Below are 23,127 nucleotides of genomic sequence, written 5' to 3' on the forward strand. Positions count from 1 at the left end.
GGCCACCATGCCACGGTTGTTCCACAGCCACCGTGGAGGTGCCGGGCCGGTGCAAAAAATCCGTCTGGCGATGAAGAGGCCCAACCCTGTATGCTGCCTGTCGACAGATGGCATAAGGCAGTTGCGGCGATGGCGCGTTCCCCCCGGTCTTCCTCCCCCGATCCTGCGGACGGGTCCGCGCTGCCGGAGCGCAGGCGCGGCGAAGGGGCGCGGCTGGTCTATGACATTCTGCGCGACGAGATTCTGGATCTTGCCCTGCAACCGGGCAGCCCGCTGGACGAACAGCAGCTGTCAGAACGCTTTGCCATGTCCCGCACCCCGGTGCGGGAGGCACTGGTGCGGCTGGCCTGTGACGGGCTGGTGACCACGCTGCCCAACCGATCCACCGTGGTGGCGGTGATTGACTTTTTGCATCTGCACACCTTTTTTGATGCGCTGACGCTGATGTACCGCGTCACCACCCGTCTGGCGGCGGAATATCACACCGCTCCTGATCTGGCGGTGATCCGGGCGCGGCAGGCCGATTTCGCCCGTGCGGTGCAGGCCCAGAATGCGCTGGGGATGATTGCCGCCAACCGCGATTTTCACATCGCCATCGCCGAGGCCGGGCGCAACCCCTATTACCTCAGCCTGTTCACCCGGGTGCTGGATGAGGGGCGGCGGATTCTGCGGCTGTATTATTCTTCCTTCGAAGACCGGCTGCCGCCGCAGTATGTCGATGAACATGCCGCCCTGATCGACGCCATCGCCGCCCGCGATGTGCCGCTGGCCGACCGCCTTGCCGCTGCCCACGCCGACCAGATCGTGCGGCAGATTCAGGCCCTGATCGCCCGGGACCGGCGGCAGGATGTGCCGCTGTAGGGCCCGTGCCCAGTCTGACCGCCCAGTCTTACCGGCCAGTCTGACCGGCCTGTCTTATCGCCCGGCCGGAGGGCGGGACTGCCGGATCTGCTGCGCCATGGCATAGGCGAGGTAGTTCCCCAGTTCCAGATAGACCGCAAAGATGTTCTGGCTGTTGAAGGCGGTCATGGTGAACATGGAATCCTGCGGGAACAGGCTGCTGTCCAGCCCCTTATCGTCGGGGGTGGTGCCGCCGTCCAGCAGCCAGGCGGTGATCAGCGGGGGGAACAGCGGCTGCTCCCCCGCGCGGATCCGTCTGGCGGCCTCGGCCATATCCAGAAGGGGGCAGGTCCGGGCGAGATCCCGCTGGGGGACCGGGCGCCCGCTTTCCAGCAGCGTTTTAAGAGAACCGGCGCAGTGGCGGATGGCGTCCATCGTCCTGCTGTGGCCGGGGATGGCGGTTTTCATCAGATAGAGCGTGGTGCCGTCCAGCAGGCCGGTGGTGCCGGGGCGGATGTCGGCGGGGTCGCGGGCGGTGCGGACCGTGCCTTTCCACAGCGGGCGCTGCCAGTCCCGGAAGGAATAGCTGCCGCCGCCCGGCGCGGATTTCAGGGTCGGTGTCTCGCCGCTGCAGTGGCGGGCGATGTCGATTTCAGGCTCGGGGGTTCCGGCCCCGGCCAGGGGGGTGGTCGGGTGCCCGTCAAAGATCAGGCGGTATCCCCGGTCAGACAGGAAGGTGGCGGCGTTGCACAGGGCCTCAAACCGCAGGCTGCCCCTGTCGTCGTAGCGGTCATCGACATGATCGGAGATGAAGATGGTGCGGGTCCCCCGTTCCAGCAGGGCCAGAAGGCCGAAGGTATCGCGGGAAACGCCGCCGTCCCCAAGGTGGATGTGGGACCGCAGCTCCGGCTCGTTCAGGCGCGAGAACAGATGGAGCGGGGCGGGAACGGCTGCGGCGACGACCCGCTGCGGCGGGGTCAGCCGGTAATTGGGCAGAGAGACGGACCAGTCCAGATTGAACAGATTGGTGGCTGCGGCGATAAAAGCATTCCGGCCGGTGCTGAAGACCCGCTGGGCCGGGTCGATAAAGGCGGCGGCGGCCCCGACGCCATCGCCGACCGCGATGCCCAGCCGGTCCGGCGAGGCATCGGCAAAACCGTATTGATGGTTGCCGAAGCCGAACGGCGTGATCTCAAAGCGGTGGTCATCCATCCGCGTTACATCGCTTTTGCGCATGTCCCACACCGGGCGGGTGGGGATGGTGGCATTCAGCACCGGCAGCCGCCGGTCCGGCGCGCTGTGATCGGCAAGCCGCCGGAGGTGAGAGAAGCGCAGCCCGTACAGCGGGCTGTCCGGCCCGGACGGTTGCAGGCAGTTGCGGGCCCCGGCGGGTTCCCCCGGCTGCGGCCCGGCCGTGTTCTCCGGGCAGGACCCATAGGCGCGCAGGATGCCATCGCGGTAAAGCCACTTTGACGGCGAAACCTCCAGCCCGGTGTCGAACAGCAGGTTGGTCGCCCAGTAGGCCGGGGCGGTGGCCAGTGTTCTGGTCAGTTCCCACCCGGCGCGGGGGATGTCAAAGCCCTGTTCGGCGCGGGACGGGCGGGTGCTGTCATTGGAAAAAACATCGGACCGGCGCTGAACGGTGTTAAGGGGCCCGTCGGGCACGCCGCTGTCGGCCACGTCGTTACGGTTTGCGGGGCAGTAGCTTTTTGAATAGATCAGGCTGTCGAGCCTGCCGGTTGCCAGCAGTCCGTCTGTGGACAGCACCGGAACGTGGACGGATTCTTTCTCCTGTTGCCCCGGGGCTTTCTTCGTCCGGGCCGGGCCAAGGCAATAGGCGTAAGGCAGGGTGAAGTTGCCGCGCAGGGCGGCGGCGGCCCCGTCAGCGCCCCCGTCAGGGGTGGTGCCGGGGGCGATCAGGGCATCGGCGCTGGTGTAGAGGTACAGGGCGGCATACCCCCCGCCTGACACCACCGAAAGGACGTCGATATCCCGCAGCAGATCCTCATCAACCAGCCGCTTCAGCACCCCGAGGCTGAAGGACCCGGCCTGTGCGCCGCCGCCCATCAGCGCCAGCCCGGTTGCGGGGCGGTCTTTGCCGTCAAACTTCAGCCACGGCTCGGCGGCGTAAGACTGGCGCAGCCCCGCCGGTGTCAGCCCTTCCACCGGCTGCCGGGGGTGGCAGGGCACCGTTTCCTCCCCCAGATAGCAGGGGGCACCGCCCGCGGCCCGCAGCCCGGCCACCCGCTCTTCCGGGCCGCTGCATCCCGCTGACAGGGGGGCGAGCGCTGACAGGAGCAGCAGGGTCCGCACACCTATCGATCCTGCCATGACACCCTCACAGCTCATGATTGCAGGATGAGTAGGGCATGCCGAACTAGAAGGATCAATCTATATTTTCCGGCTGTTTCTGGCCGGGCAGGTGTTACAGCAAAATCCCGTCCACCGGCTGCGGGGCCGGGGGCAGGTCGGTATCGCCGAGGGCGGCGCGCAGGGTGCGTTCCACCGTCACCGCCAGCGCTGCCACCGGCAGGTCGTTGGGCAGGGTGCCGAAGGGTTCTTCCAGCTCTTCGCTTAAGGAATCCAGCCCGAAGAAGGTATAGGCCACCACTCCGGCGGCCAGCGGTGTCGCCAGCCCCAGCACATCGGCAAAGCCGAACGGCAGCATGAAGCAGAACAGATAGGCGGTGCGGTGCAGCAGCAGCATATAGCCGAAGGGTACCGGCGTGTTGCGCAGCCGCTCGCAGGCGGTCAGCACCCCGGTCATGTCAGACACCGTGCGGTCCAGCAGGGTATATTCAACATCTGACACCAGCGGCGCTGCCGGGCTGCGCAGGGCGGCCAGCGTGTCGCCCATCACCTGCAACGGCTGATCGGGGTGCGGCGGCGGGCTCAGGCCGGCGGGCGGGCGCACGTGGGCGGCCAGCGCCTGCGCAAAGATCACCGCCTGCCGCAGCAGCACCTCGCGCGCCTGCACCCCGGCGGGGCCGCGCGGCGGCAAAAGCTGGGTGCGGCGGATCAGGTCGCGGCTGTAGGTGACCAGATTGCCCAGCACTTTCCGCGCTTCCCACCAGCGGTCGTAACAGGCGTTGTTGCGGAAGCCGAGAAACACCGACAGCGCAATGCCGACCAGCGCGAACGGTGCCCCGTTGACGGTGGGGATCAGCCCCGGCGCGATGGCGTGGCCCAGCACCACCGCCAGCGACAGCGCCATCACCAGCAGCATCTGCGGCCAGATCCGCTGAATCACCGAGCCTCGCAGGATCAGAAACAGCGTCACCAGCCCCGGTCTGTCACGTACAATCACCGCCGTCAGCCTTTGCTTTCCAAAAACAGGGGCGGCAGTATCGCCGGGCGGCGGCCCTGTGCCAAACGCGTGGCACGCAGGGCAGGGGTGCAGCCTGTGCTTGCGGCGGGCGGCAGGCCCCGTATGATACTGTGGCGATAGAAAGCCGCAGGGCGGACACCGTCGGGGGATCGGTCCGGCCTGCGAATGCGTTTCTGCCATGACGGGCCGGGGCCCGGTGGCGGAATGCCAGACAGCAAGGAATGCGGCGTGGCCAGCTATGTGCGGGAATCCCTGCTTGATGGGGAAAAAATACTCTACGAAGGGGCGGTCAGCCTGTGGGCGATCCTGCCGAAGCTGATGGCCGGGCTGCTGCTGCTGCCGCTGTTCGGCTATGGGCTGGTGCTGTGGATGTCGGCCAGCGCCTATTATTCCTCCACCGAGCTGTGCGTGACCAACCGCCGGGTGGTGGCCCGGCTGGGCATGGTGCGCCGCCGTATCGTCGAATTCCATATCGCCAAGGTTGAAAGCGTGCGGATCGAACAGGGGCTGTTTGGCCGGATGTTCGGCTTTGGCACCGTCACCGTTCTGGGGGCCAGCGAAAACGGAGAGTCGATTAAGGGCATTGATAACCCGGTGGCATTCCGGCGGGCGCTGTTGCAGGTGCAGGAAATTGTGCTGCGCCGCACCGGGGCGGCCTATTCCGCCGCCCGCGCCCGGATGGCGGAGGAAGACGACGCCCGGCCCCAGATGGCCCAGCAGCCTGCTCAACCGGCCCGGAAGCCTCAGCCCCAGCCTCAGCCCCAGCCGAAACAGAAGCACCGCCCCCCGGCCAATCCGGTGCAGGAGGTGGAGCGGATGCAGCAGGCCCTTGGCCGCCATACCGATCAGGATGACGGCTGGCCGGAAGACCCGCCGCACCGTGCCCGCCCGGTGCCGTTCGCCCCGCCGCCGCCGCGCAAAGGCCCGCTGCCGGGGGAGTGGGACTGAGGCCAGAGCGTTTTAAAACCGGAGCGCTGTAAAACCGGGGCGCTTTAAAACCGGGGTGGGCCGGGGTCTTCTTGCCCTGATCTTATCCCCCGCTTTCGGCGGCGACCTCTTCGCGCAGCCAGTCGCAGAAGGCGCGGACCGGGCCGCTGTGCCCGGCCCCGGGGGCGTGCAGCAGGTAATAGGCCTTGGTGCGGCGGGCGGTGTGCGGCACCGGCTGCACCAGCCGCCCGGCGCTGACCTCGGCACGGGCGAGAAACAGCGGCAGCAGGCCGATGCCCATTCCGGCGGCGGCGGCTTCGATGATCATAAAAAAGTGTTCAAAGGCCGGGGCGTGGGTCAGGTCCGGCACGGGCTGGCCGGTGGCGGCGCAGAATTCCGCCCAGCCGTCGGGGCGGGTGGAATGGTACAGCAGCGGCTGGGCCAGCAGGGTGGGCAGGTCTTCCGGCTTGCCGGTCAGGGGCAGGGCAGCGGCCAGTGCCGGGGCGCAGAACAGCCCGACATCCTCTTCCATCAGCCGGTGGGCGGTGGCGGTCGGCCACGGGGCAAGGCCGTTGCGCACGGCGACATCCACCGGGTCGGTGCGGAAGTCGATGACCGCTTCGGATGAGGTGACATCCACCAGAATATCCGGGCTGCGGGCCCGGAAGCGGTGCAGGCGCGGCACCAGCCAGCGCAGGGCGAAGGTGGGCAGCACGTTGACGCGCACCAGCCCGCTGTCATGGGTGCGGCGGACGGCGCGGGATGCGGCGGCGATCTGCTCCAGCGCGCCGCGCACCTGCTGGGCGTAGGCCTCGCCGGTGGCGGTCAGGCGCAGGGTGCGGCCCTGCCGGTCAAACAGCGGGGTGCCGAGGTCTTCTTCAAGGGACTGGATCAGACGGCTGACCGCGCCCTGGGTGACGTGCAGCTCCGCCGCTGCCAGCGTGAAGGAGCCATGACGGGCGGCAACCTCGAAACAGCGGATCGCTTTCAGCGACGGCAGGCGGTCATTAGGCCCAGATCCCATAATAAACTCTCTCTTTTGTTTGTTGTTTTTTATTTTTTCTTTTTATTTGTCTTTTGCTTTTTCTTTTTTTGTTTTTTCTTTGTCTTTCTCAACCCCAGCGGAGCCCACTCCCGGAGGGCCGTATAACGGCCCGACTGGCCCATTGAGGGCCCGCGCGACCATTCGCGCGTGAGGCAAGGGGGCGGACGCCCCCGCCCGCCGCCTGAGGGACCAAACAAACGGAGGGCCGTATAACGGCCCGACTGGCCCATTGAGGGCCCGCGCGACCATTCGCGCGTGAGGCAAGGGGGCGGATGCCCCCGCCCGCCGCCTGAGGGACCAAACAAAACAATCTTATCTAAATGAGGTAAACTCATTTAGATAAGATTTAATCTCGTTTGTCGAGGGGCAGGGAAGCGGCAATACTGCATGCACCGGGGCAGAAGACCTGAGAAAAAATCATGACCCCCTGCATTTTGGCCCGCCCCGGCAGACGAGAGGCTTTGCGAGCATGACGATCACCCCCTTCCATCTGGCATTTCCGGTTGATGACCTTGCGGCGGCCCGCAGCTTTTACGGCGGCCTGCTGGGGTGCCCGGAAGGCCGGTCCAGCGATGAATGGATCGACTTCAGCCTGTTCGGCCACCAGATCGTGGCGCATCTGGCCCCGGCGAAGGAAAAAGGCCCGCACCATAACCCGGTGGATGGCCATGACGTGCCGGTGCCGCACTTTGGCGTGGTGCTGAACTGGGATGACTTCCACACTCTGGCCGACCGGCTGAAGGCGGCGGGCGTCACGTTTGTGATCGAGCCGTACATCCGCTTTAAGGGCAAGGTCGGCGAGCAGGCGACCATGTTCTTCTACGATCCGGCTGGCAATGCGCTGGAATTCAAGTCGTTCCGCGATATGTCGCAGCTGTTTGCGAAATAAGGGTCCGGGGTGGCGGGCTGCCCCGCCGCCCTGTCTTTCACACCGGCCCGGCCTGCCTGCCGGGCTGTTGTCCGCCCCGGTTCTCCCCCCTCTCCCTGTCGGGGGCGGGGCGGTTTAGCCTCCTGCCACCCCTGTTTTTCCGGGGTGGCGGGCGCGTTTTTGTTCCCCCCACCCTCCGGTGGCGTGCCTGCGGTCCGGCGATCTCTGAGCTTGGCTGGCCCGTAGCCCCGGGGGCGTTCCCCTTGCCACTTTGGGCCGCTGCCGGACTTTTCCGGCGCGGCCCTCTTTTTTATCCGGCAGTATTCTGGCATTGTCGCGGGGCAGGGGGTTTTTCTGTTAAATCAAGACTGATGAATAGACGAAAACTCTCTATTAAAACGTTATAGTATTGTTATCTTCTGGTCTGGTGTCCATTTTGACAGAACTGTCTGGCGGATGCCCTTGCGATGGAGTTTTCTGATGTCTTCCTCTTCACCGCTTCTGTATGTGATTTCCGGCGGCGATGATCCCGGCCAGTGGCGCGGGGTGTTTGCCGCCCGCTTTGGCGATGCGCTGCGGGTGGCGGTGTGGCCGGAGGCGGTGGACCCGGCGGCGGTGGACTATATCGCGGCGTGGTCGCCCCCGGCGGCGGCCAGCTTTTCCGGGTTTTCCGGCCTGAAGGCGGTGTTCAATCTGGGGGCGGGGGTCGATAAGCTGCTGGCCCGGGCTGACCTTGACCCCGCCGTGCCGATCATCCGCCTGCAGGATGCCGGGATGGCCCCGCAGATGGTGGAATATGCCCTGTATGGGGTGCTGCGCCATCAGCGCGATTTTGACCTGTATGCCGCGGATCAGGCGGAAAAGCGCTGGCAGCCGCGCCTGCCGCGTCTGGCCGCTGACACCCGGGTGACGGTGCTGGGGCTGGGGGCAATCGGCGGGGCGGTGGCGCAGGCGCTGGCCGGGCTGGGCTATGCCGTGCGCGGCTGGAGCCGGTCTGCCCGCAGCCTGCCGGGGGTGGACTGCCGGGCCGGGGCCGATGCCCTGCTGCGGCTGCTGGCGGAAACCGAGATTCTGATCAGCGTGCTGCCATCAACGCCGGAAACCCGGCGGCTGTTTAACGCCGACACGCTGGGGGCGCTGCCCGCCGGGGCGTCGTTTATCAACTGTGCGCGCGGCGATCAGGTGGATGAAGCGGCGCTGCTGTCGCTGCTCGACAGCGGCCATATCCGCATGGCGCTGCTGGATGTGTTCGTGACCGAGCCGCTGCCGCAGGACAGCCGCCTGTGGGGCCACCCGCGCGTGGTTGCCACCCCGCATGTGGCGGCCAGCACGCTGCCCGGCCCGGCGGTGGACCAGATTGCCGACGGCATCGCCGCGCTGAAGGCCGGGGTCAGCCCGCTGCCGGGGCAGGTGGACCGGGGGCGGTCGTATTAAGGGGGGGTGTCTTGTTTCCCGGATGCGGGTTTCTTATACTCATATGAGGATTTATGCATTGCCGCGCTTCCTCCTCCTCACAGGACTGGATAAAAAGCCCATGGCCCTGACCCGTCAGGATATCGTCAGAAAGGTTCTGGCAGAGTATACCCGCAAGGCGACCTCATCCCCTGAGGCCGCGAAAAAAACGCTGGTGCGGGAAGGGATTTACCGACCGGATGGCGCGCTTACATTCGAGTACGGAGGTAAGAGAAGCCGCGCGGCGGTTTTGATCGTAAAAAAAATGCATGTGGCGGAACAGCATACCGGTGTGCGTAAGGCGGGGAAACAGCGCAGGCGGCACTCGCGCTATTTTCCCGGCGGTATTCAGTTTTCGGCGGCAGAAGAGGCATGAGTCGCCTTCATGCCTCTTTTGTGCTGGGATATCATGGGTGTGACGCCTCAGTGGGGGAAAAGGTTCTGACCGGCGGCGCGACTCTGAGCGGGAGCGATCAGGATTACGACTGGCTGGGGCCGGGGATTTATTTCTGGGAAGCAGACCCGCATCGGGCTTGGGAATGGGCGCATCAGCGCGTTGCCCGTAAAGGTTGTGGCCAAGCTTTTGTGATCGGTGCGGTTATTGATCTTGGTCAATGCCTTGATCTGATGTCCCGTGACAGTCTGTCCGAACTGTCAGCAGCTTATGACTCTTTTAAAAGTACTCACTCTGCGGCGGGAACCCTTGATCGTATGCCTGAGAACCGCAAAGCGGGGCCACACGATCAGGATTCCCTGTTACGCTATCTTGACTGTGCTGTGATCCGGCATCTGCACAGTGCTCTGGAGGCTGGTAAAGAGAGTGACCCTGCCCTTCAGGAGTATGACACCGTCCGGGGCCTGTTCACGGAAGGGGAGGCGCTTTTTCCCGGCAGCGGCTTTAAAGCGAAGACCCATGTGCAGATCGCAGTGCGGGCAGCGGCGAATATCAAAGGATATTTCAGAGTAAGCCCCCCAAAAAGCTGACTTGAGACATACGCCCGAAACAGCACTTTACCGGCCAGCGGCCTTTTGCGGCAGGATCCCGGACAGGGGCTGAAGCAGGGGGGCGCCGCCGTCTGAACTGCCGTCGCGGCGGGTATGGCCGATGCCGCCTAGGCTGGCGCTTAAATCTGGGGTCATCCTTATGTCTGTGCAAGAAGATATCGCTAATGTACTGACAAATACAGGGCCACGGAGACGGATATCAACTCTGTCTATCGTGAATTGTACGATCATCCTTTGTGGCGTGATAATTTTGATCGGGGCCATTCTGTAAATGTCCTTCACTCAGATAACCTTCGCACTATCAGTCGGAATAGCGGTGATCAGCAGTACGTCTTATGCGGATGAACTGCCATACCATCGGGACCTGCGGTCATGGTGTGGGGCCAATATTGAAAGATCATCCGAAGACCCGAGGTATGTTCGGGCTGAGTGCAAGGGTGGGGGCATTGTTTTTGCGGTCATCGAAGAGCAGGGAAGAGTTGTCGCCATTCAGATCCAGATTGATACACGCAGTGCCGTTCATCACCAGAAAGCTGCGATAGCTCATTTAAACGCAATTGCGGACATCGGTTTTCTGCCGGATCTACTGGCTCAGAAGCTGGATGTTACGGCCCTTGGTGAAGTTCAAGATGTGAATGGAAAGGGGTGGGTTGGTCGCTTGGAGCGGAACAGTCCTCAGATGGCGACTGTCTCAGTTGCGCAGGGAAGTTCGCCTGTCCATCCGGCTCTTGATTGGTGATTGTTGAGAGCTCTATCAGAGCATGATGAGCCTCTGATCAGCTGGCCTCTAAAACCAACTGATGATTACGATCAACAGAAGGGACGCCCCCAATTATCTCAAGGGGGCGTCCCTTCTGTCCTTACCCATAGATAGCCTGCGTTCGTGCGGGGTCCCGGTACATCCCGTTCTATCCCGCCCAATCCCGGATCCCTCCAAGACTAAGTGTCACCTAACAACGATCAGACCGGCGGCGGCCTGAAGACATACAGGTCCAGCCCGACAGAGGCATATCCGGCGGCGCAGTACCCGCCGTTCAGGTAGGTTCCGGCATCGACAAAGTCGCCATCTGCGGGGTCCATGATGGTGGTGTCATCAACCTGCACCACAAAATGCGCCCCCAGATATTCCATGCAGCCTTCATAGGGGCGCTTGCTGATCATTTTGATCACCACATAATCCTGCCCCATGATGCCGTTGGGGATCAGGCATTTCCAGCCCATCGAGAAGTTGGTGGTGCTGAGGTTGATGTGTAAGGCCGGGCGCAGAAAAATATACCAGGGCCGCAGAGACCAGTTGGTCGCGATCTCCGTCGGGGCATAAATCCGCGCTGCCGGGCACTGCTTTTTGATGTAACTGGCGATATTGGCCGGTGTGCTGCCAAGGCTATAGGTGCAGCGGGTCAGGCAGGTATCCCGCATGACGGTTGTGCTGAGCGCGACCTGATCATTATAGCTGTTTGGCACCGCTTGGTACTGACACCAGCGCGCGACAAAGGCGGCGGAGGCAGCCCCGCAATGGGGGTGAGGCCCCTGATTGATGGCCGGATAGGCTAATTGGTCGAATGGCATCACCCACCCCCTGGCAGTGGTATCCGGTACAGCGCCGGAAAACACTCTGCCCGCCGGGGGTGTGTGTCAATATGAAACACGCCTTTTGAGTGCTTTGTGCCTGACGGGAAACTCTGGGGTGAAGGGCCGCCGGGCGTGAGGGGTGCCCCCCACACGCCCGGCCTTGGGTAACGGAAAAGAAACGGGCTTACAGGCTTACACGCTCTTTAGCTTACAGGTTTTTTCCGGCGAAATCGGCGGGGCTGTGGCGCTCGGGCACCTGCTCTGCCTCTTCCCCCCAGGTGCGGGTGACCATCAGGCCGCGCCTGACCGCCGGGCGGGCGGCGATCTCGGTGGCCCAGCGCAGCACGTTTTTATAGCGGCCGGCATCAAGGAATTCGGCGGCATTATACACGCGGTTCAGCACCATCTGGCCATACCACGGCCAGATGGCGATGTCGGCGATGGTGTAGTCGGCCCCGCCGATATAGGGGCGGTCGGCCAGCAGCTGATCCAGCAGGTCAAGCTGGCGCTTGACTTCCATGGTGTAGCGGTTGATCGGGTATTCGTACTTTTCCGGGGCATAGGCGTAGAAGTGGCCGAAGCCGCCCCCGGCAAACGGGGCCGCGCCCTGCAGCCAGAACAGCCAGTTCAGCACCTCGGTCTTCCGCGCCGGGTCGGCAGGCAGGAAAGCGCCGAACTTTTCCGCCAGATACAGCAGGATGTGCCCGGATTCAAACACCCGCACCGGGGCCGGGCCGGAACGGTCAACCAGCGCCGGAATCTTCGAGTTGGGATTGACAGCGACAAACCCGGACGAAAACTGATCGCTGTCAGAAATGCGGATCGGCCACGCGTCGTATTCGGCGGCGCTGATCCCGGCGTCGAGCAGCTCTTCCAGCAGAATGCTGACCTTGACCCCGTTGGGGGTGGCAAGGGAATAGAGCTGCAGGGCGTGGCTGCCTTCCGGCAGGGCGCGGTCGTACTGGGCCCCGGCGGTCGGGCGGTTGGTCTTGGCCCAGGTTCCGCCGGTTTCGGCGTCAAAGGTCCAGACTTTCGGCGGCTGCCAGCCGGTCTGGCCGGTGGTGGTGTCGGTCATGTGATGGTCCCCTTTCCGCCCGAGGCGTGATGATGTCTCTTCCGCATATAGGGACGGGGCGGAAGGCTTGCCAAGGGGCTGATCCGGGGGCACTGTGGGGCAGCCAACAGCAGGAGCAGGCCCGATGTACACCGATGATGATCTGGATGCCGCCGTCGGCGCCGGGGTGCTGGACGGGCGGGCGGTGGCCGCCTTCCGGACCTTTGTTGCCGCCCGGCAGGATGGCCGGATGGCGGATGAGGAACACTTCCGGCTGCTGACCGGGTTTAACGATATTTTCGTGTCGGTTGCCATCACGCTGGTGCTGGCGGCGCTGTACGGGCTGGGCACCGCGCTGCTTGCCGGGGCCGGGGCAGCCCTGATGGCTGTCGCCGCATGGGGGCTGGCGGAATACTTTACCCGCCGCCGCCGGATGGCGCTGCCGTCCATTCTGCTGCTGCTGGCCTTTACCGGCGGGCTGTATGCCAGCGTGACGATGGCGGGGTTTATGCTGCCGGGGCTGGAAGACAGCGGGCGCTGGGCGGCCCTGCCGCTGCTGGGCGGGGCGGTGCTGGCCGGGGCCGGGGCGGCGCTGCACTGGTGGCGGTTCCGGGTGCCGGTGACGGTGGCGGCGGGCACCGCAGCCGGGGCGGCGGCCCTGCTGGGGCTGCTGCTGACCCTTGCGCCGGATGTGGCGCCGTATCTGGCCTGGGTGATCCTGCCCGCCGGGGTCGGGGTGTTTGTGCTGGCGATGCGCTGGGATGCCAGCGACCGCGAGCGCGCCACGCGGCGGGCGGATGTGGCATTCTGGCTGCATCTGCTGGCGGCGGGGATGATCGTACACCCGGTGTTTGCCCTGCTGCCCGATCTGCCGTCACCGCTGGCCGGGGCGCTGCTGGTGCTGGCGGTCTATGCGGTGCTGATGGTGGTGGCGCTGATCACCGACCGCCGGGCCATTCTGGTGTCATCACTGGCCTATGTGCTGTACGCGGTGATCTCGGCGGTCACTCAGTCGGCGGCACAGATGGGGGCCGAAATCGGCTGGGCGCTGGTGGCCCTGCCGGTCGGCAGCGTGCTGCTGCTGTTCTCCGCCTTCTGGCACCGCGCCCGCCGCGCCCTGCTGCCCACCCTGCCGCAACGCCTGCGCGATATGGTGCCGGTGGCGGTGTAGGGGGGTGGTGGTGTTGGGGTGATTGTGCCTTTTGAGTGTGTCTCTTATGATGCGCCTCAGAGTGATAAAGCTGTGGCAGACCGCTGAATGACAACCCCGTTGATTGATGAAGTTGACGCCCCGGTCGGTAAGGGCGTCATCAGGTCTGCCCCCAAAGTCCGGGCAGTTTATTGGTGCAGGCTGTGGGGCGATGCGGTTCGACCAGAGTTCTGGAAACGGCGGCCTGTTGTCGTGATGTCTTATAATAATACTCTGGACGGTCACTGTCTGGTGCTGCCCATGACAACCAAACCGCAGGATGGGAACAAGTGGGCGCACAGGCTTCCGGTTAACTATGTTGATCCGAAAGTCGAGACATGGGTTGTCTGCAATCACCTGATGACTGTTGCAACGGCAAGGCTTTCCAGTGTTAAGGGGCAGGTGCCACGCCTGACTGAAAGTGAGTTCCGCCCCCTTCTGGAAAAGGCCTTAAAGTGGATGCCACCGCTTAAAATGCCAGAGCCTCCTGTGTCGTGATTGACAGTCTGCGGTGGCACCATTAAAGTAAATGGCATTGGTGCGGCCTTATGTGCCGTATCCGTCGATCTGCGGGTTGCATAACCCAAAGTGATTCAAATGCGGAGGGAGCCCTTACGGGCTCCCTTTCGTGTTTTCTGGCTTTGCCCCACACCCCGGAAGGAGGCGCGGCCTCCTTCACCTAGAGTTTATCGGGTGGGGGTGTTGTCTCTTTTACTTGTGTATCGTCATAGCAGCCCGTCAGAATAGGCGGTCTTTTCCTGTGTCGGTGGTGCCATGTCGCGGTCCCGTACTGCCCCGTATCTGTTGCAGTCCACCCGGACAACCCTGCGCGGGCTTCTGAACCGGGCTTTTTACCGTGCGCCGGAGTCCGGGGGCGATCAGTACGGTGGCGCGACCCTGACGGATGAGCAGGCGTTGCGCCTGCTGTCCGGGTTAACCCTGATCTGCCGTGGCGAGTGGGCGCAGGCGGAGCAGACCTATAACGCGCCGGGGCTGCCGGATGGCAGTGTGCCCACCTTGCAGGCATTGCTTGACCGGGGCGAGGTGTTCCGTATCTGGGGGCGGGTGCGGTGGTCGTGGAGACAGAGACAATCCGTTGACCCTGACAGGCCGGAGGATCTGGCCGGGCTGAGAGCCCGATGGCCAGAGATGACCGGCTGGAGCTATGATCTCAGCCCCGCCCTTAAGGCAGATCCAGTGCTTTCAGCCGCCGCCGCCGCTTCTGTCGCAACTGGAAACGATCTCCTGTGCCCGACCCCCACATGGGTGGCGGCCCGGCTGTGGGAGCAGATGGACGGCACGCCGCAGGCTCTGCGCCGGTGGATTGATCTTTGGCGCCTGCTCGGCTATCCGCAGTTTTCCCCGTCGGACGTGTGGGGCGAGGACAGGGGCGGGGAATTCCGCGATCTGATCCTGACGATGCTTCAGACCGAGAACGGGTTTAGGGGATGGTCAGAGTCCGGCATCCCTATGATCAGCAGGGCCCGGGGGCATGCTGATATTCTGGGGTCTTATTGGGATGCGGGATCTGTCTGCGAAGACGTGCTGGCCCTGATCAATCTGCTGTTGATGGAGATCGATACCGAGCGAAGGTCAAGAACACCGGAAAAAACGGTCTCTGGCCTTGTTACTCTGTGCCAGACCTCCCCCGATCTGTTGGCCGCTCTGGAGTATAAAGTGTCAGAAAGACCGGCCATTCTGGCTGATCTGCTGTTGCATCCTCCCGGTTCGGCTTTTGCCTGTTTCCTGATCGCAGACTGTTCTTATTCCGGTGGGGCCGAGGATCAGGAAGTGAGCGAACCGGCCTTCTACGCCGGTCAGCGCGATGTCTTTGCCTATGCGGTCTCAATCCTTGGCGAGTTTTTGCGGGCGGGAACCGCCCCTCCGGCGGACGCCGCTGCGCTGCTGCTGTGGCTGCATCAGAGCCGGGAGAGCAAAGGGCGTGTTGATCAGACTGACGCCCTGAGTGCCATCCTGCGGCGGGAACTGAGCCTGTGTCCCCCGGAGGTTCTGGCGGCGATGGTATCGTCCCTCGACATCGGGCAGGGGATGGGCAACCCGGAGTTTAAGACGGCGCTGGATCTGTGCGCACTGGGGGCGGTCAAGGGGGCGGTGGATGCCGCAGGCGTGGTTACGGCTTATGTGCAGTCAATCCGGGCGGGGGATCATCCCCCGTTACGATCGCGGCTGACGTCAGCGGAGGGGGCGGTACTGGCTCAGCTTTCCGCAAGAGAACCGGGTCTGCGCGCTGACTTTTTACTGCCCGTCGATATCCGGCAGGCGCTTGCCGCAGCGACGGAGTATGAGCAGATTTTTCCGATACGGCGCGGGCTGGCCGCGCATATCGGTGTTCTGTGCCGTGCGGTTCTGGGCAGCCTGCGGGATCTGCCGGAGGATCTGTTCACAGCCTTGGTGGCGGCGGTGCAGGCCGGGGCGATTGACCGTCGCGAAAAGGGCAGGATCTATGCGCTGTCTGTGCGGGCGGGCAGAGAAGGGCATCTCGATACGGCGCTGGTCGCGGATCTGGCGGCAATTTTAACCGCACCGCAGGTTTCGGCGGCGCAGAAAGCGGCCCTGTTGACCCGCATTCTGGAAACAGATGAACCGCTGTTTCTGGCGCAGATGATGAGCCGGGTTCCTGAGGATCTCAAATCCCGGTTTGAGGACGGGATTAACGCAATCCCTCCAGAGGATGCGAACGAAAGTGGCCTGTGTCCGACAGGGCTGGAGCGGGTTGACGGGGTGCTGACGGCGGGAGCCTTGAACGCTGCTGAGATATATCTGGCGCATGAGGAAACGTATCCTGCACGGAAGGGAGACGCATTGATACGGCTGCGGCTGCGGTTCCGGCTGCTGTTTCTGCGGGGGGACTGGCAGGCAATCCGCGAGGCAAAAGTGCCGGACCGCGGATTGACGGTCTATGAACAGCAAGAAGCGGAAGACCTGCTCGGCTGGTATCAGATGCTTACCCATATCACAGCGGAAAATGCTGATCCGGCGCAAGCGAAAGCCTTTTTTGAACGGCGCTTTCAGACCCGGCCGACTGTTGAAAATCTGACCAACTGGCTGGCGGCAGTGATCCGTTGCCTGTTGCCGGACAACACCTTCGCCCTGCTTGAAGGGGATGCTCTGCGCGAGGGCTGGGCCGCTTTGGATACTCTTGGGCAGATGCGGGGCCGTCTGGCGGAGCCTCCGTCCGGACCCATTTTCGACGGCAACCGGGCTGTTCTGCTGCTGTCTCTGGGCGAGGCTGATCAGGCGGTCAAAATTCTGTCGGCCCTTGATCCGGACCTGCGGACCGAGCGGGAAGAAGCCTTCCGGGCAGTGGCCTTGGCCCGCTGTAATCGCGTGCTGGAGGCGACGGCGGTGCTGGATGCCGCAGACATCCGGTTTCAGGACCGGGCTGTGCTGGAAGGGGCCCGGAGACATATTGCGGACAAGATGCCCTATCTGATGGCCCCTGAAGTGTCGGTCCGGGAGAACCTTCTCGATAATATTTCCTCTGCGATGGCCCGGTTTAAGGGGCTGAGCGGGCCAGAACAGGCGAAGGTGCTGGAGCGTGGAGAAGAGCCGCTGCTGAGGCTTATGACGGAAGCGGTCCGATACGCGGGTGTGGGGGTTACGTCCCTGCGTCCCGCCCTGCGGGAGGTTTTGAGGAAAGAAGACGAAAACACCATTACTGACCTGTTTGAGCGGTATCTCTCAGCCTGCCTGCGGTATCTGGGCTGGTCGGTCCGCAGTCAGTCAAGGGGTGGCTACAGCGGAGGCGGAAATATGGGGGAGCGGGATCTTATCGTTACAGATTCCCGGTCCAACGGTGAGCTTGCTGTGATCGAAGCGGTTATTTCACGGGGGAGTGTGCAGAATCAGGCATTGTTAAGTCACTTTCAGAAACTCTTCGGCTATAGCGATGCGAAAACTCTCTTTCATGTGACCTATGCTTTTGATGTAGAGGTTAAGAAAGTATGGGATGGGCTGATCGAGATTGCAAAAAATCAATATCCAGATGGATTTACTTTTAACAATATAGACGATGGCGGTCTTGATGGAGGGAAAGATCAGACCTCTCTCCCGCCGGGTTTTATTGCCCGTTATCGCCGTGAACGCCACGATGTCGAGATCTCGATCGTCTTTATAATCCTTGATATGGATCAGCAGGATCAGCGGGCGGCAGCAAAACAGGCGGCAGGAAAGTAGGCGCCATCGCCCCCATATCCCCCTTTTTGGCGCTCCCTTTTTCCGGGAAAAAGGGGGCACCCCACCGCCCGTCGGGCGGTTCCTCTCCTCTCCCCTTCCTCTCCCTCCGGCATCTCTTTCCCCCACCCACCGGCGGGGTGGGAAGGGGGCTTTTTCCGGGGCTCTTTACTTATTAGACCGTTTCGTCTAATAATTCCCCATGACTGAAACAACCACACCGCACGCAGTGTCCGAAAAGCCTCGCCGGGGTCGTCCGCGGGGGGCGCCGGATGCGTCGCAGGCCCGCCGCGATCTGATCCGGGCCGGGCTGGAGCATCTGACCGAGAAGGGGTATTCCGCCGTCGGGGTCGATGAAATCCTGAAGGCTGCGAAGGTCCCGAAGGGGAGCTTTTACCACCACTTCCGCAGCAAGGCCGATTTTGGTCTGGCCCTGATTGCCGCTTACGACAGCTATTTCGCCGGGCTTCTGGATCAGGCTTTCCTTGATCGGGGCCGCAGCCCGCTGGACCGGCTGCGCCATTTCACCGAAATGGCCGAGGCGGGCATGGCGCGCCATGGGTTCCGGCGGGGGTGTCTGGTCGGCAATCTGGGGCAGGAGATGGGGGCGCTGCCCGATGACTTCCGGCAGGCACTGATCGGCGTGCTGACAACATGGCAGACGCGCACGGCGGATCTTTTCCGCGATGCGCAGGCCTGCGGCCAGCTGTCCGCCGGTCTAGACCCTGACGCGCTGGCGCAGGCCTTCTGGATCGGATGGGAAGGGGCGATCCTGCGCGCCAAGCTGGAGTTAAGCCCCGCCCCCCTGCGCACTTTTACCGGACTGTTCAGCCGTCTTTTTGACGGTGGGGCCTCACCATAACTGAAAGGCAAGCCCATGAAAGCGATTCTGATCGAGAAAAACGATGATGGCCAGTCTGTCTCGGTGACGGATGTGGCTGAAGACCGGCTGCCGGACGGGGATGTGACGGTCGATATCGCCTATTCGACCCTTAACTATAAAGACGCTCTGGCGATCACCGGCAAAGCGCCGGTCGTGCGGCGGTTTCCGATGGTGCCGGGGATCGACTTCACCGGCACCGTTGCCCACAGCAGCCATCCCGGTTTCAGGCCCGGTGACCGGGTGATTCTGAACGGCTGGGGCGTGGGGGAAAAGCACTGGGGCGGTCTGGCCGGGCGGGCGCGGGTCAGCGGTGACTGGCTGGTGCCGCTGCCTGAGGGTCTCGACATGCGGCAGGCCGCCGCGATCGGCACGGCGGGGTACACCGCGATGCTGTGTGTGCTGGCGCTTGAACGGCACGGGGTGCGGCCTGACAGTGGCGAAATTGTCGTCAGCGGTGCTGCCGGGGGTGTCGGCAGTGTGGCCGTCGCGCTGCTGGCGGCCAAGGGTTATGCGGTGGCGGCGGTCACCGGCCGGGCCGCTGAGGCGGAGTATCTGCGCGGTCTGGGGGCCAACGCGGTGATCGACCGCAGCGAGCTGACCGGCAAGGTGCGCCCGCTGGGGCAGGAGCGCTGGTCCGGCGGTATCGACGTGGCGGGCAGCACCGTGCTGGCGAACATGCTGTCGATGATGACGTACCGGGGTGTTGTGGCGGCCTGCGGTCTTGCCGCCGGTATGGATCTTCCTGCGTCGGTGGCCCCGTTTATCCTGCGCGGCGTGACTCTGGCGGGGGTTGACAGTGTCATGTGCCCCGGACCCGAGCGGATTGAAGCCTGGGGAAGGCTGGCCACGGATCTTGATCTCGACAGGCTGGCGGAGATGACGTCTGAGGTGCCGTTTGACCGGGTGATCGAAACCGCGCCGAAGTTTCTTGACGGAACAGTCCGCGGGCGGATCGTCATCCCGGTGACTCCCTGATCCGGCCCCTCTCTCCCGCTGGCCCGCCTGCGTTTAGCGCCGGGCCAGCCAGACCCCGGCGGCGGCGATGGCCATGCCGGTCAGGGCCAGCGGGCTGAGGGTTTCGTCAAACAGCGCCCACGCCAGCAGCGCGGTGGAGGCCGGGGTCAGGTAGAACAGGCTGGCGACATTGACCGCGCCGCCCCGGCGGATCAGCAGGTTAAGCAGGGTCACCGCCCCCAGCGACAGCACCAGCACCAGCCAGCCGAGCGCGAACACGAACGCGCCGGTCCACTGCACCGTCAGCGGCTCGGTCACGGCGGCGACGGCGGCGGTGGCGATCAGGCAGGGGATGAACTGCACCACCGCCCCGGTCCGCAGGTCAAACGACGGGCAGAACCGCTTCTGGTACAGGGTTCCGGCGGTGATGCCCGCCAGCGCGATCAGGGCGGGCAGCATCATGCCGATGGCCTGATCCGGCGGCACCGCCAGCAACTTTGACTGCACCACCAGCACCACCCCGGCAAAGCCCAGCAGCAGGCCGCCCCACTGGGCCGGGCGCACCCGTTCCCCCAGCAGCGCCCCGGCGCACAGCGCGGTCAACAGCGGCTGCATCCCCACCACCAGCGCGGTGATGCCCGATGGCAGGCCCAGCCCGATGGCGGTGAACACCCCGCCCAGATACACCCCGTGCATCAACAGCCCGGAGACGGCAACATGCGCCATCGCCGCCGGGGTTTTCGGCCATGCCGCCCGGGTCAGCAGGGCGGCGGGCAGCATCAGCGCCACCACCAGCGCATAGCGGATCGCCAGAAAGGTCAGCGGCGGCGCATAGGGCAGGCCAAAGCGGGCCCCGATGAAGCCGGTGCTCCACAGCAGCACGAAAAACAGCGGCCACAGCATCTGTGCCGGAGGGGAAGAGGCGGCGGAGGGCATCAGCGGGGAATCCTGCACAGGGGCGGGCGGGGAGAAGGGGCGGTGCCCCGCTGCTGTAGCAGAGAACGGGCGGTGCTTTCTACGGTCTTCGCGTCTGCCGGGATATCGTCTCTGACACGTTACATCTTCCGGTGGCGGGAGGGGTCGGTTACTGTGAGGGGACAGTACCGGGCAGACGCCGGTCCGGAAGATCGATGCCGAGAAAGTATGCCGATTACATATCATCCCAAGATTGGAACGCTGGTCCTCTGTGATTTCACGACAGGGTTTCTCCCTCCCGAAATGGTCAAGAGGCGCCCGGCGGTCGTGATCAGTCCGCCGATAGGGTTGCGCAAAGAGCTGTGTACGGTGGTGCCCATCAGTACGACGGTGCCGGTTCCCGCAGTGCCGTGGCAGGTGGAGATCACTCTTGACCCGCCTTTGCCGTCCCCTTGGGATGCCGGACCCCATTGGGTAAAAGCTGACATGGTTTTTGCGGCCAGTTTCAGCAGGCTGGATCTTTTCCGTCTGCCCCGCCGTGACGGAAAGCGGCAATATCTTGAGCAACGGGTGACGGATGGCGATTTGCGCCGGATCAGGGGCTGCCTTCTTGCCAGTCTTGGGCTTGTCTCGTTGACAGAAAACCTACCTGGGACTATATAAAAAGGGTTCGCGGCTCTGCCTGTCATCCGCACTCAAGACCCGGAAGGGCAGCTGTGCAGCCCGGCGATAACAAGCCTTGTGCAGTGTTGCCAAAGCCCCGCCCTGTGCGGGGCTTTGGTGTTTTCAGCCTATCAATCTGGGGGACAGTTGCCCCCTCAGTCCAGTTTCTTCAGGGTGTCGAGGTCGCGGTTGATGCGCTGCATGGCCTGATGCTGGCGGTCGGCCAGGGCTGACAGCTCCGCCAGAGTGGTTTCCAGCACCCCGGAGCCGGAGAACACCGTCTCGATCTGGTCCACCGTCTGCTGGTACAGCGCCTCTTCGCTGGAAAAGCGGCTGCGGATGGTGTCGATGATGCTGCCCAGTGTTTCCAGCGATGCTTCCATGCCGGTGATTGCCTGCTGGGTGCGGCCAAGGGTCTGTTTGGTGTTGGCGGCCAGCGTTTTCACCTCGTTCGCCACCACGGCAAAGCCTTTTCCGGCTTCTCCGGCGCGGGCGGCTTCGATGGTGGCGTTCAGGGCCAGCAGGTTGGTCTGGCTGGTGATGCCGTCAATCACCGACACAATGGTGCGCAGGTCTGAGGTGGCCTGACCCAGCGTGTCGAATTCCCGCGTCAGGGCGGCGGCGTCGCCGTCACCGCCGTGGCCGTCGCCCATCTGGCTGCGCCCGGTGGTCAGGGTGTGGCGCACGTCTTCCATCGCATGGCGGATGTCGCCGGTGCGGGCGGCCACGCCTTCCATCTCCCGCGTGACCGCCAGCTGGTCCACCAGCCGGGCAATCAGGTCTTTGCGCATGCCGTTCATCAGCTGGGCCCGGCGCAGCTGGCTTTTGCTGAAGTAGTTCTGATACCGCCCGTAATGGATGGCGAAGGTCTCGACAAACGGGTCATGGAAGCCATCGGTGGCGTCAAAGAACACCAGCGCCGACAGCGATTCATTGATCGAGATGCCAAACAGCTCGCCAAAGGCGGAATAGCCTGCGGTCGGGCAGGCCCACAGGCCGTTCAGGTCTTTCAGGGCCGGTTCGTTCTTCAGGCGGCGCAGGATGCAGTCATTCAGCAGGGCGGCGACCGGCGCGCCGCGCCCGTGCAGAAAAGCGGCCAGATCCTTACGGGTCTGGGCGGCAAAGTCAGTCGCCTTCAGCAGAAAAAGCTGATCCCCGGCGTTGATGTCGCAGTAAAAGGTCACTACCCCGCTGGCGGCATCCAGCGTTGCGACCGACCGGACGAACATCTCGCCGTCGATCTCGATGCCAAAGGCGTATCCGGCCAGTTTGGTTTCAATCTCGCCGGGGGTGGTCTTCAGGGCGCGGCACAGGGCATCGACCATGGTGATGACGTCGCCGCTGGCGGGGTCAAGCACGGCAGAGGCGGTGCGCCGCTCGGCATCGGCCTGAATGATCACAAACGAGGTCGGGGTCTTTTCGTAGTTCTGGCTTTTCAGCACGCCATAGCGCTTTGACGGATGAATCCGCAGGAACGCCACCACCGCGTGGTTTTGCAGCACCCGCTGCCCGTCAAACAGCCAGGTATCCTTAAAGTCAAGCTTGCCGCCCGCCAGCCCGCCGATGAACAGGCAGGGGAAGCGGCCGGAGGCATAGGCGGCCTCCATGAAGTAATGATCGGCCGAGGCGAGGCCGTCGATAAAGGTCAGGGCGACGGTATCGGCGGGGCGCACGGGAAAAGGCGGGCTGACCGTCTTCAGGCGGTCGGCCAGTGCGGCGACGCGCTCTTCCCGCGCGATGCCGCCCCGGCCAAGGTCAATGGCGTGGATGCTGACGGCAGCGATCAGGCCGGGGCCGAACACCTGCACCACCACGCCTGACCCCGTGCCGGTGGCCGGGCAGTACAGCGGGTCTGCCGCTGCGCCGTTGGCGGCATTGCCGCACAGCTCCCCGGCGGAGGACAGGGCGATGACCGGGGTGGCCCCGGCCAGCTTTTTCAGGGCGGCGGTGACGGCGGCAAAATCGGCGTGCGGGGACACAAAGGCAACCGCCAGCGGCGCGGTCTGGCCGCCGGGCCGGAAAGCATCGCCGGTCAGCCCGGTCAGCGCCGCATCGGTCCGGTAGACGGCAACCGGGGCCACCCCGGCGGCGGCCTCTGCCTTCTCCGGCACGGCGGGGGTGTTGGCGGCAGGGGTGTCGGTGGTGGCGGCTACGGTGGGCTCGGTACGGCGGAAAAACATGGACGGGACCCCTCTTTGGACAAAGACGTTTTGATGCCGCCGGTTCGTGCCGCCGGTT

Annotated in this window: 20 protein-coding genes; 13 read left to right on the top strand and 7 right to left on the bottom strand. The window is 64.0% G+C overall.

The window, feature by feature from the left end; all coding sequences use genetic code 11:
• Positions 1-129 precede the first annotated feature (129 nt).
• Positions 130-861 carry a GntR family transcriptional regulator gene (locus G365_RS0105450; protein WP_051089850.1) on the top strand — a complete coding sequence of 244 codons (732 nt, stop codon included), beginning with the start codon at positions 130-132 and terminating at the stop codon, positions 859-861.
• A gap of 54 nt (positions 862-915) precedes the next feature.
• Here G365_RS0105450 and G365_RS0105455 read toward each other — a convergent pair whose 3' ends face one another.
• A complete protein-coding gene (locus G365_RS0105455; RefSeq protein WP_155976126.1) occupies positions 916-3,171 on the bottom strand; it encodes a patatin-like phospholipase domain-containing protein in 2,256 nt (751 codons plus the stop codon).
• Positions 3,172-3,265: 94 nt separating this feature from the next.
• Positions 3,266-4,147 (bottom strand): bestrophin family protein, encoded by an 882-nt coding sequence (locus tag G365_RS0105460; RefSeq protein WP_019644500.1) that lies wholly within the window; start codon positions 4,145-4,147, stop codon positions 3,266-3,268.
• A 225-nt stretch (positions 4,148-4,372) separates the two neighbouring features.
• On the opposite strand from G365_RS0105460, the gene G365_RS22740 reads away from it, so the two are divergent.
• Positions 4,373-5,116 carry a PH domain-containing protein gene (locus G365_RS22740; RefSeq protein WP_019644501.1) on the top strand — a complete coding sequence of 248 codons (744 nt, stop codon included), beginning with the start codon at positions 4,373-4,375 and terminating at the stop codon, positions 5,114-5,116.
• 82 nt (positions 5,117-5,198) lie between these two features.
• On the opposite strand, the gene gcvA is transcribed toward G365_RS22740, so the two are convergent.
• Positions 5,199-6,119: a transcriptional regulator GcvA gene (gene gcvA, locus G365_RS0105470; RefSeq protein ID WP_019644502.1), complete on the bottom strand. Its 921-nt coding sequence runs from the start codon at positions 6,117-6,119 to the stop codon at positions 5,199-5,201.
• A 490-nt stretch (positions 6,120-6,609) separates the two neighbouring features.
• Here gcvA and G365_RS0105475 point away from each other — a divergent pair, with 490 nt between their 5' ends.
• The 5 genes from G365_RS0105475 (at position 6,610) to G365_RS23780 (ending at position 10,204) form a co-directional block, all read left to right on the top strand.
• A complete protein-coding gene (locus G365_RS0105475) occupies positions 6,610-7,029 on the top strand; it encodes a VOC family protein (RefSeq protein WP_019644503.1) in 420 nt (139 codons plus the stop codon).
• Positions 7,030-7,488: 459 nt separating this feature from the next.
• A complete protein-coding gene (locus tag G365_RS20470; protein ID WP_019644504.1) occupies positions 7,489-8,442 on the top strand; it encodes a 2-hydroxyacid dehydrogenase in 954 nt (317 codons plus the stop codon).
• A gap of 100 nt (positions 8,443-8,542) precedes the next feature.
• Positions 8,543-8,836, top strand: coding sequence for a hypothetical protein (locus G365_RS0105485; protein ID WP_019644505.1), 294 nt, complete (start codon positions 8,543-8,545; stop codon positions 8,834-8,836).
• Complete coding sequence (locus G365_RS0105490; protein ID WP_019644506.1) at positions 8,833-9,444, top strand: hypothetical protein; 612 nt, start codon at positions 8,833-8,835, stop codon at positions 9,442-9,444. The genes G365_RS0105485 and G365_RS0105490 overlap by 4 nt, the downstream gene beginning before the upstream one ends.
• A gap of 292 nt (positions 9,445-9,736) precedes the next feature.
• A complete protein-coding gene (locus tag G365_RS23780) occupies positions 9,737-10,204 on the top strand; it encodes a hypothetical protein (protein ID WP_155976127.1) in 468 nt (155 codons plus the stop codon).
• 221 nt (positions 10,205-10,425) lie between these two features.
• Here G365_RS23780 and G365_RS0105505 read toward each other — a convergent pair whose 3' ends face one another.
• Positions 10,426-11,034 carry a hypothetical protein gene (locus G365_RS0105505; RefSeq protein ID WP_155976128.1) on the bottom strand — a complete coding sequence of 203 codons (609 nt, stop codon included), beginning with the start codon at positions 11,032-11,034 and terminating at the stop codon, positions 10,426-10,428.
• A gap of 211 nt (positions 11,035-11,245) precedes the next feature.
• Positions 11,246-12,112 (bottom strand): glutathione-dependent disulfide-bond oxidoreductase, encoded by an 867-nt coding sequence (gene yghU, locus G365_RS0105510; protein ID WP_019644510.1) that lies wholly within the window; start codon positions 12,110-12,112, stop codon positions 11,246-11,248.
• A gap of 124 nt (positions 12,113-12,236) precedes the next feature.
• Here yghU and G365_RS0105515 point away from each other — a divergent pair, with 124 nt between their 5' ends.
• The 5 genes from G365_RS0105515 to acuI all read left to right on the top strand — a co-directional run bounded on the left by G365_RS0105515 (position 12,237) and on the right by acuI (position 19,332).
• Positions 12,237-13,262, top strand: a complete 1,026-nt coding sequence (locus G365_RS0105515; RefSeq protein ID WP_019644511.1) for a hypothetical protein — start codon at positions 12,237-12,239, stop codon at positions 13,260-13,262.
• Positions 13,263-13,349: 87 nt separating this feature from the next.
• On the top strand, positions 13,350-13,778 hold the full coding sequence (locus G365_RS23435) for a type II toxin-antitoxin system PemK/MazF family toxin (protein WP_081628450.1): 429 nt from the start codon (positions 13,350-13,352) through the stop codon (positions 13,776-13,778).
• Between the two features lie 276 nt (positions 13,779-14,054).
• Positions 14,055-17,477: a hypothetical protein gene (locus G365_RS0105520; RefSeq protein ID WP_019644512.1), complete on the top strand. Its 3,423-nt coding sequence runs from the start codon at positions 14,055-14,057 to the stop codon at positions 17,475-17,477.
• A gap of 199 nt (positions 17,478-17,676) precedes the next feature.
• Positions 17,677-18,336, top strand: coding sequence for an acrylate utilization transcriptional regulator AcuR (acuR, locus tag G365_RS0105525; RefSeq protein WP_019644513.1), 660 nt, complete (start codon positions 17,677-17,679; stop codon positions 18,334-18,336).
• A 15-nt stretch (positions 18,337-18,351) separates the two neighbouring features.
• On the top strand, positions 18,352-19,332 hold the full coding sequence (gene acuI, locus G365_RS0105530) for an acrylyl-CoA reductase (NADPH) (RefSeq protein WP_019644514.1): 981 nt from the start codon (positions 18,352-18,354) through the stop codon (positions 19,330-19,332).
• 33 nt (positions 19,333-19,365) lie between these two features.
• Here acuI and G365_RS0105535 read toward each other — a convergent pair whose 3' ends face one another.
• Positions 19,366-20,247, bottom strand: coding sequence for a DMT family transporter (locus tag G365_RS0105535; RefSeq protein ID WP_019644515.1), 882 nt, complete (start codon positions 20,245-20,247; stop codon positions 19,366-19,368).
• A gap of 207 nt (positions 20,248-20,454) precedes the next feature.
• On the opposite strand from G365_RS0105535, the gene G365_RS24550 reads away from it, so the two are divergent.
• Positions 20,455-20,889, top strand: coding sequence for a type II toxin-antitoxin system PemK/MazF family toxin (locus tag G365_RS24550; protein WP_026345121.1), 435 nt, complete (start codon positions 20,455-20,457; stop codon positions 20,887-20,889).
• Positions 20,890-21,044: 155 nt separating this feature from the next.
• Here the strand turns inward: G365_RS24550 and G365_RS24455 are convergent, their stop codons facing one another.
• Entirely contained in the window at positions 21,045-23,069 is a 2,025-nt protein-coding gene (locus G365_RS24455) for a methyl-accepting chemotaxis protein (RefSeq protein WP_019644517.1), read from the bottom strand.
• Between the last annotated feature and the right edge of the window lie 58 nt (positions 23,070-23,127).

It is taken from the genome of Novispirillum itersonii subsp. itersonii ATCC 12639, assembly GCF_000381985.1.
Classification (GTDB): Bacteria; Pseudomonadota; Alphaproteobacteria; order Rhodospirillales; family Rhodospirillaceae; genus Novispirillum; species Novispirillum itersonii.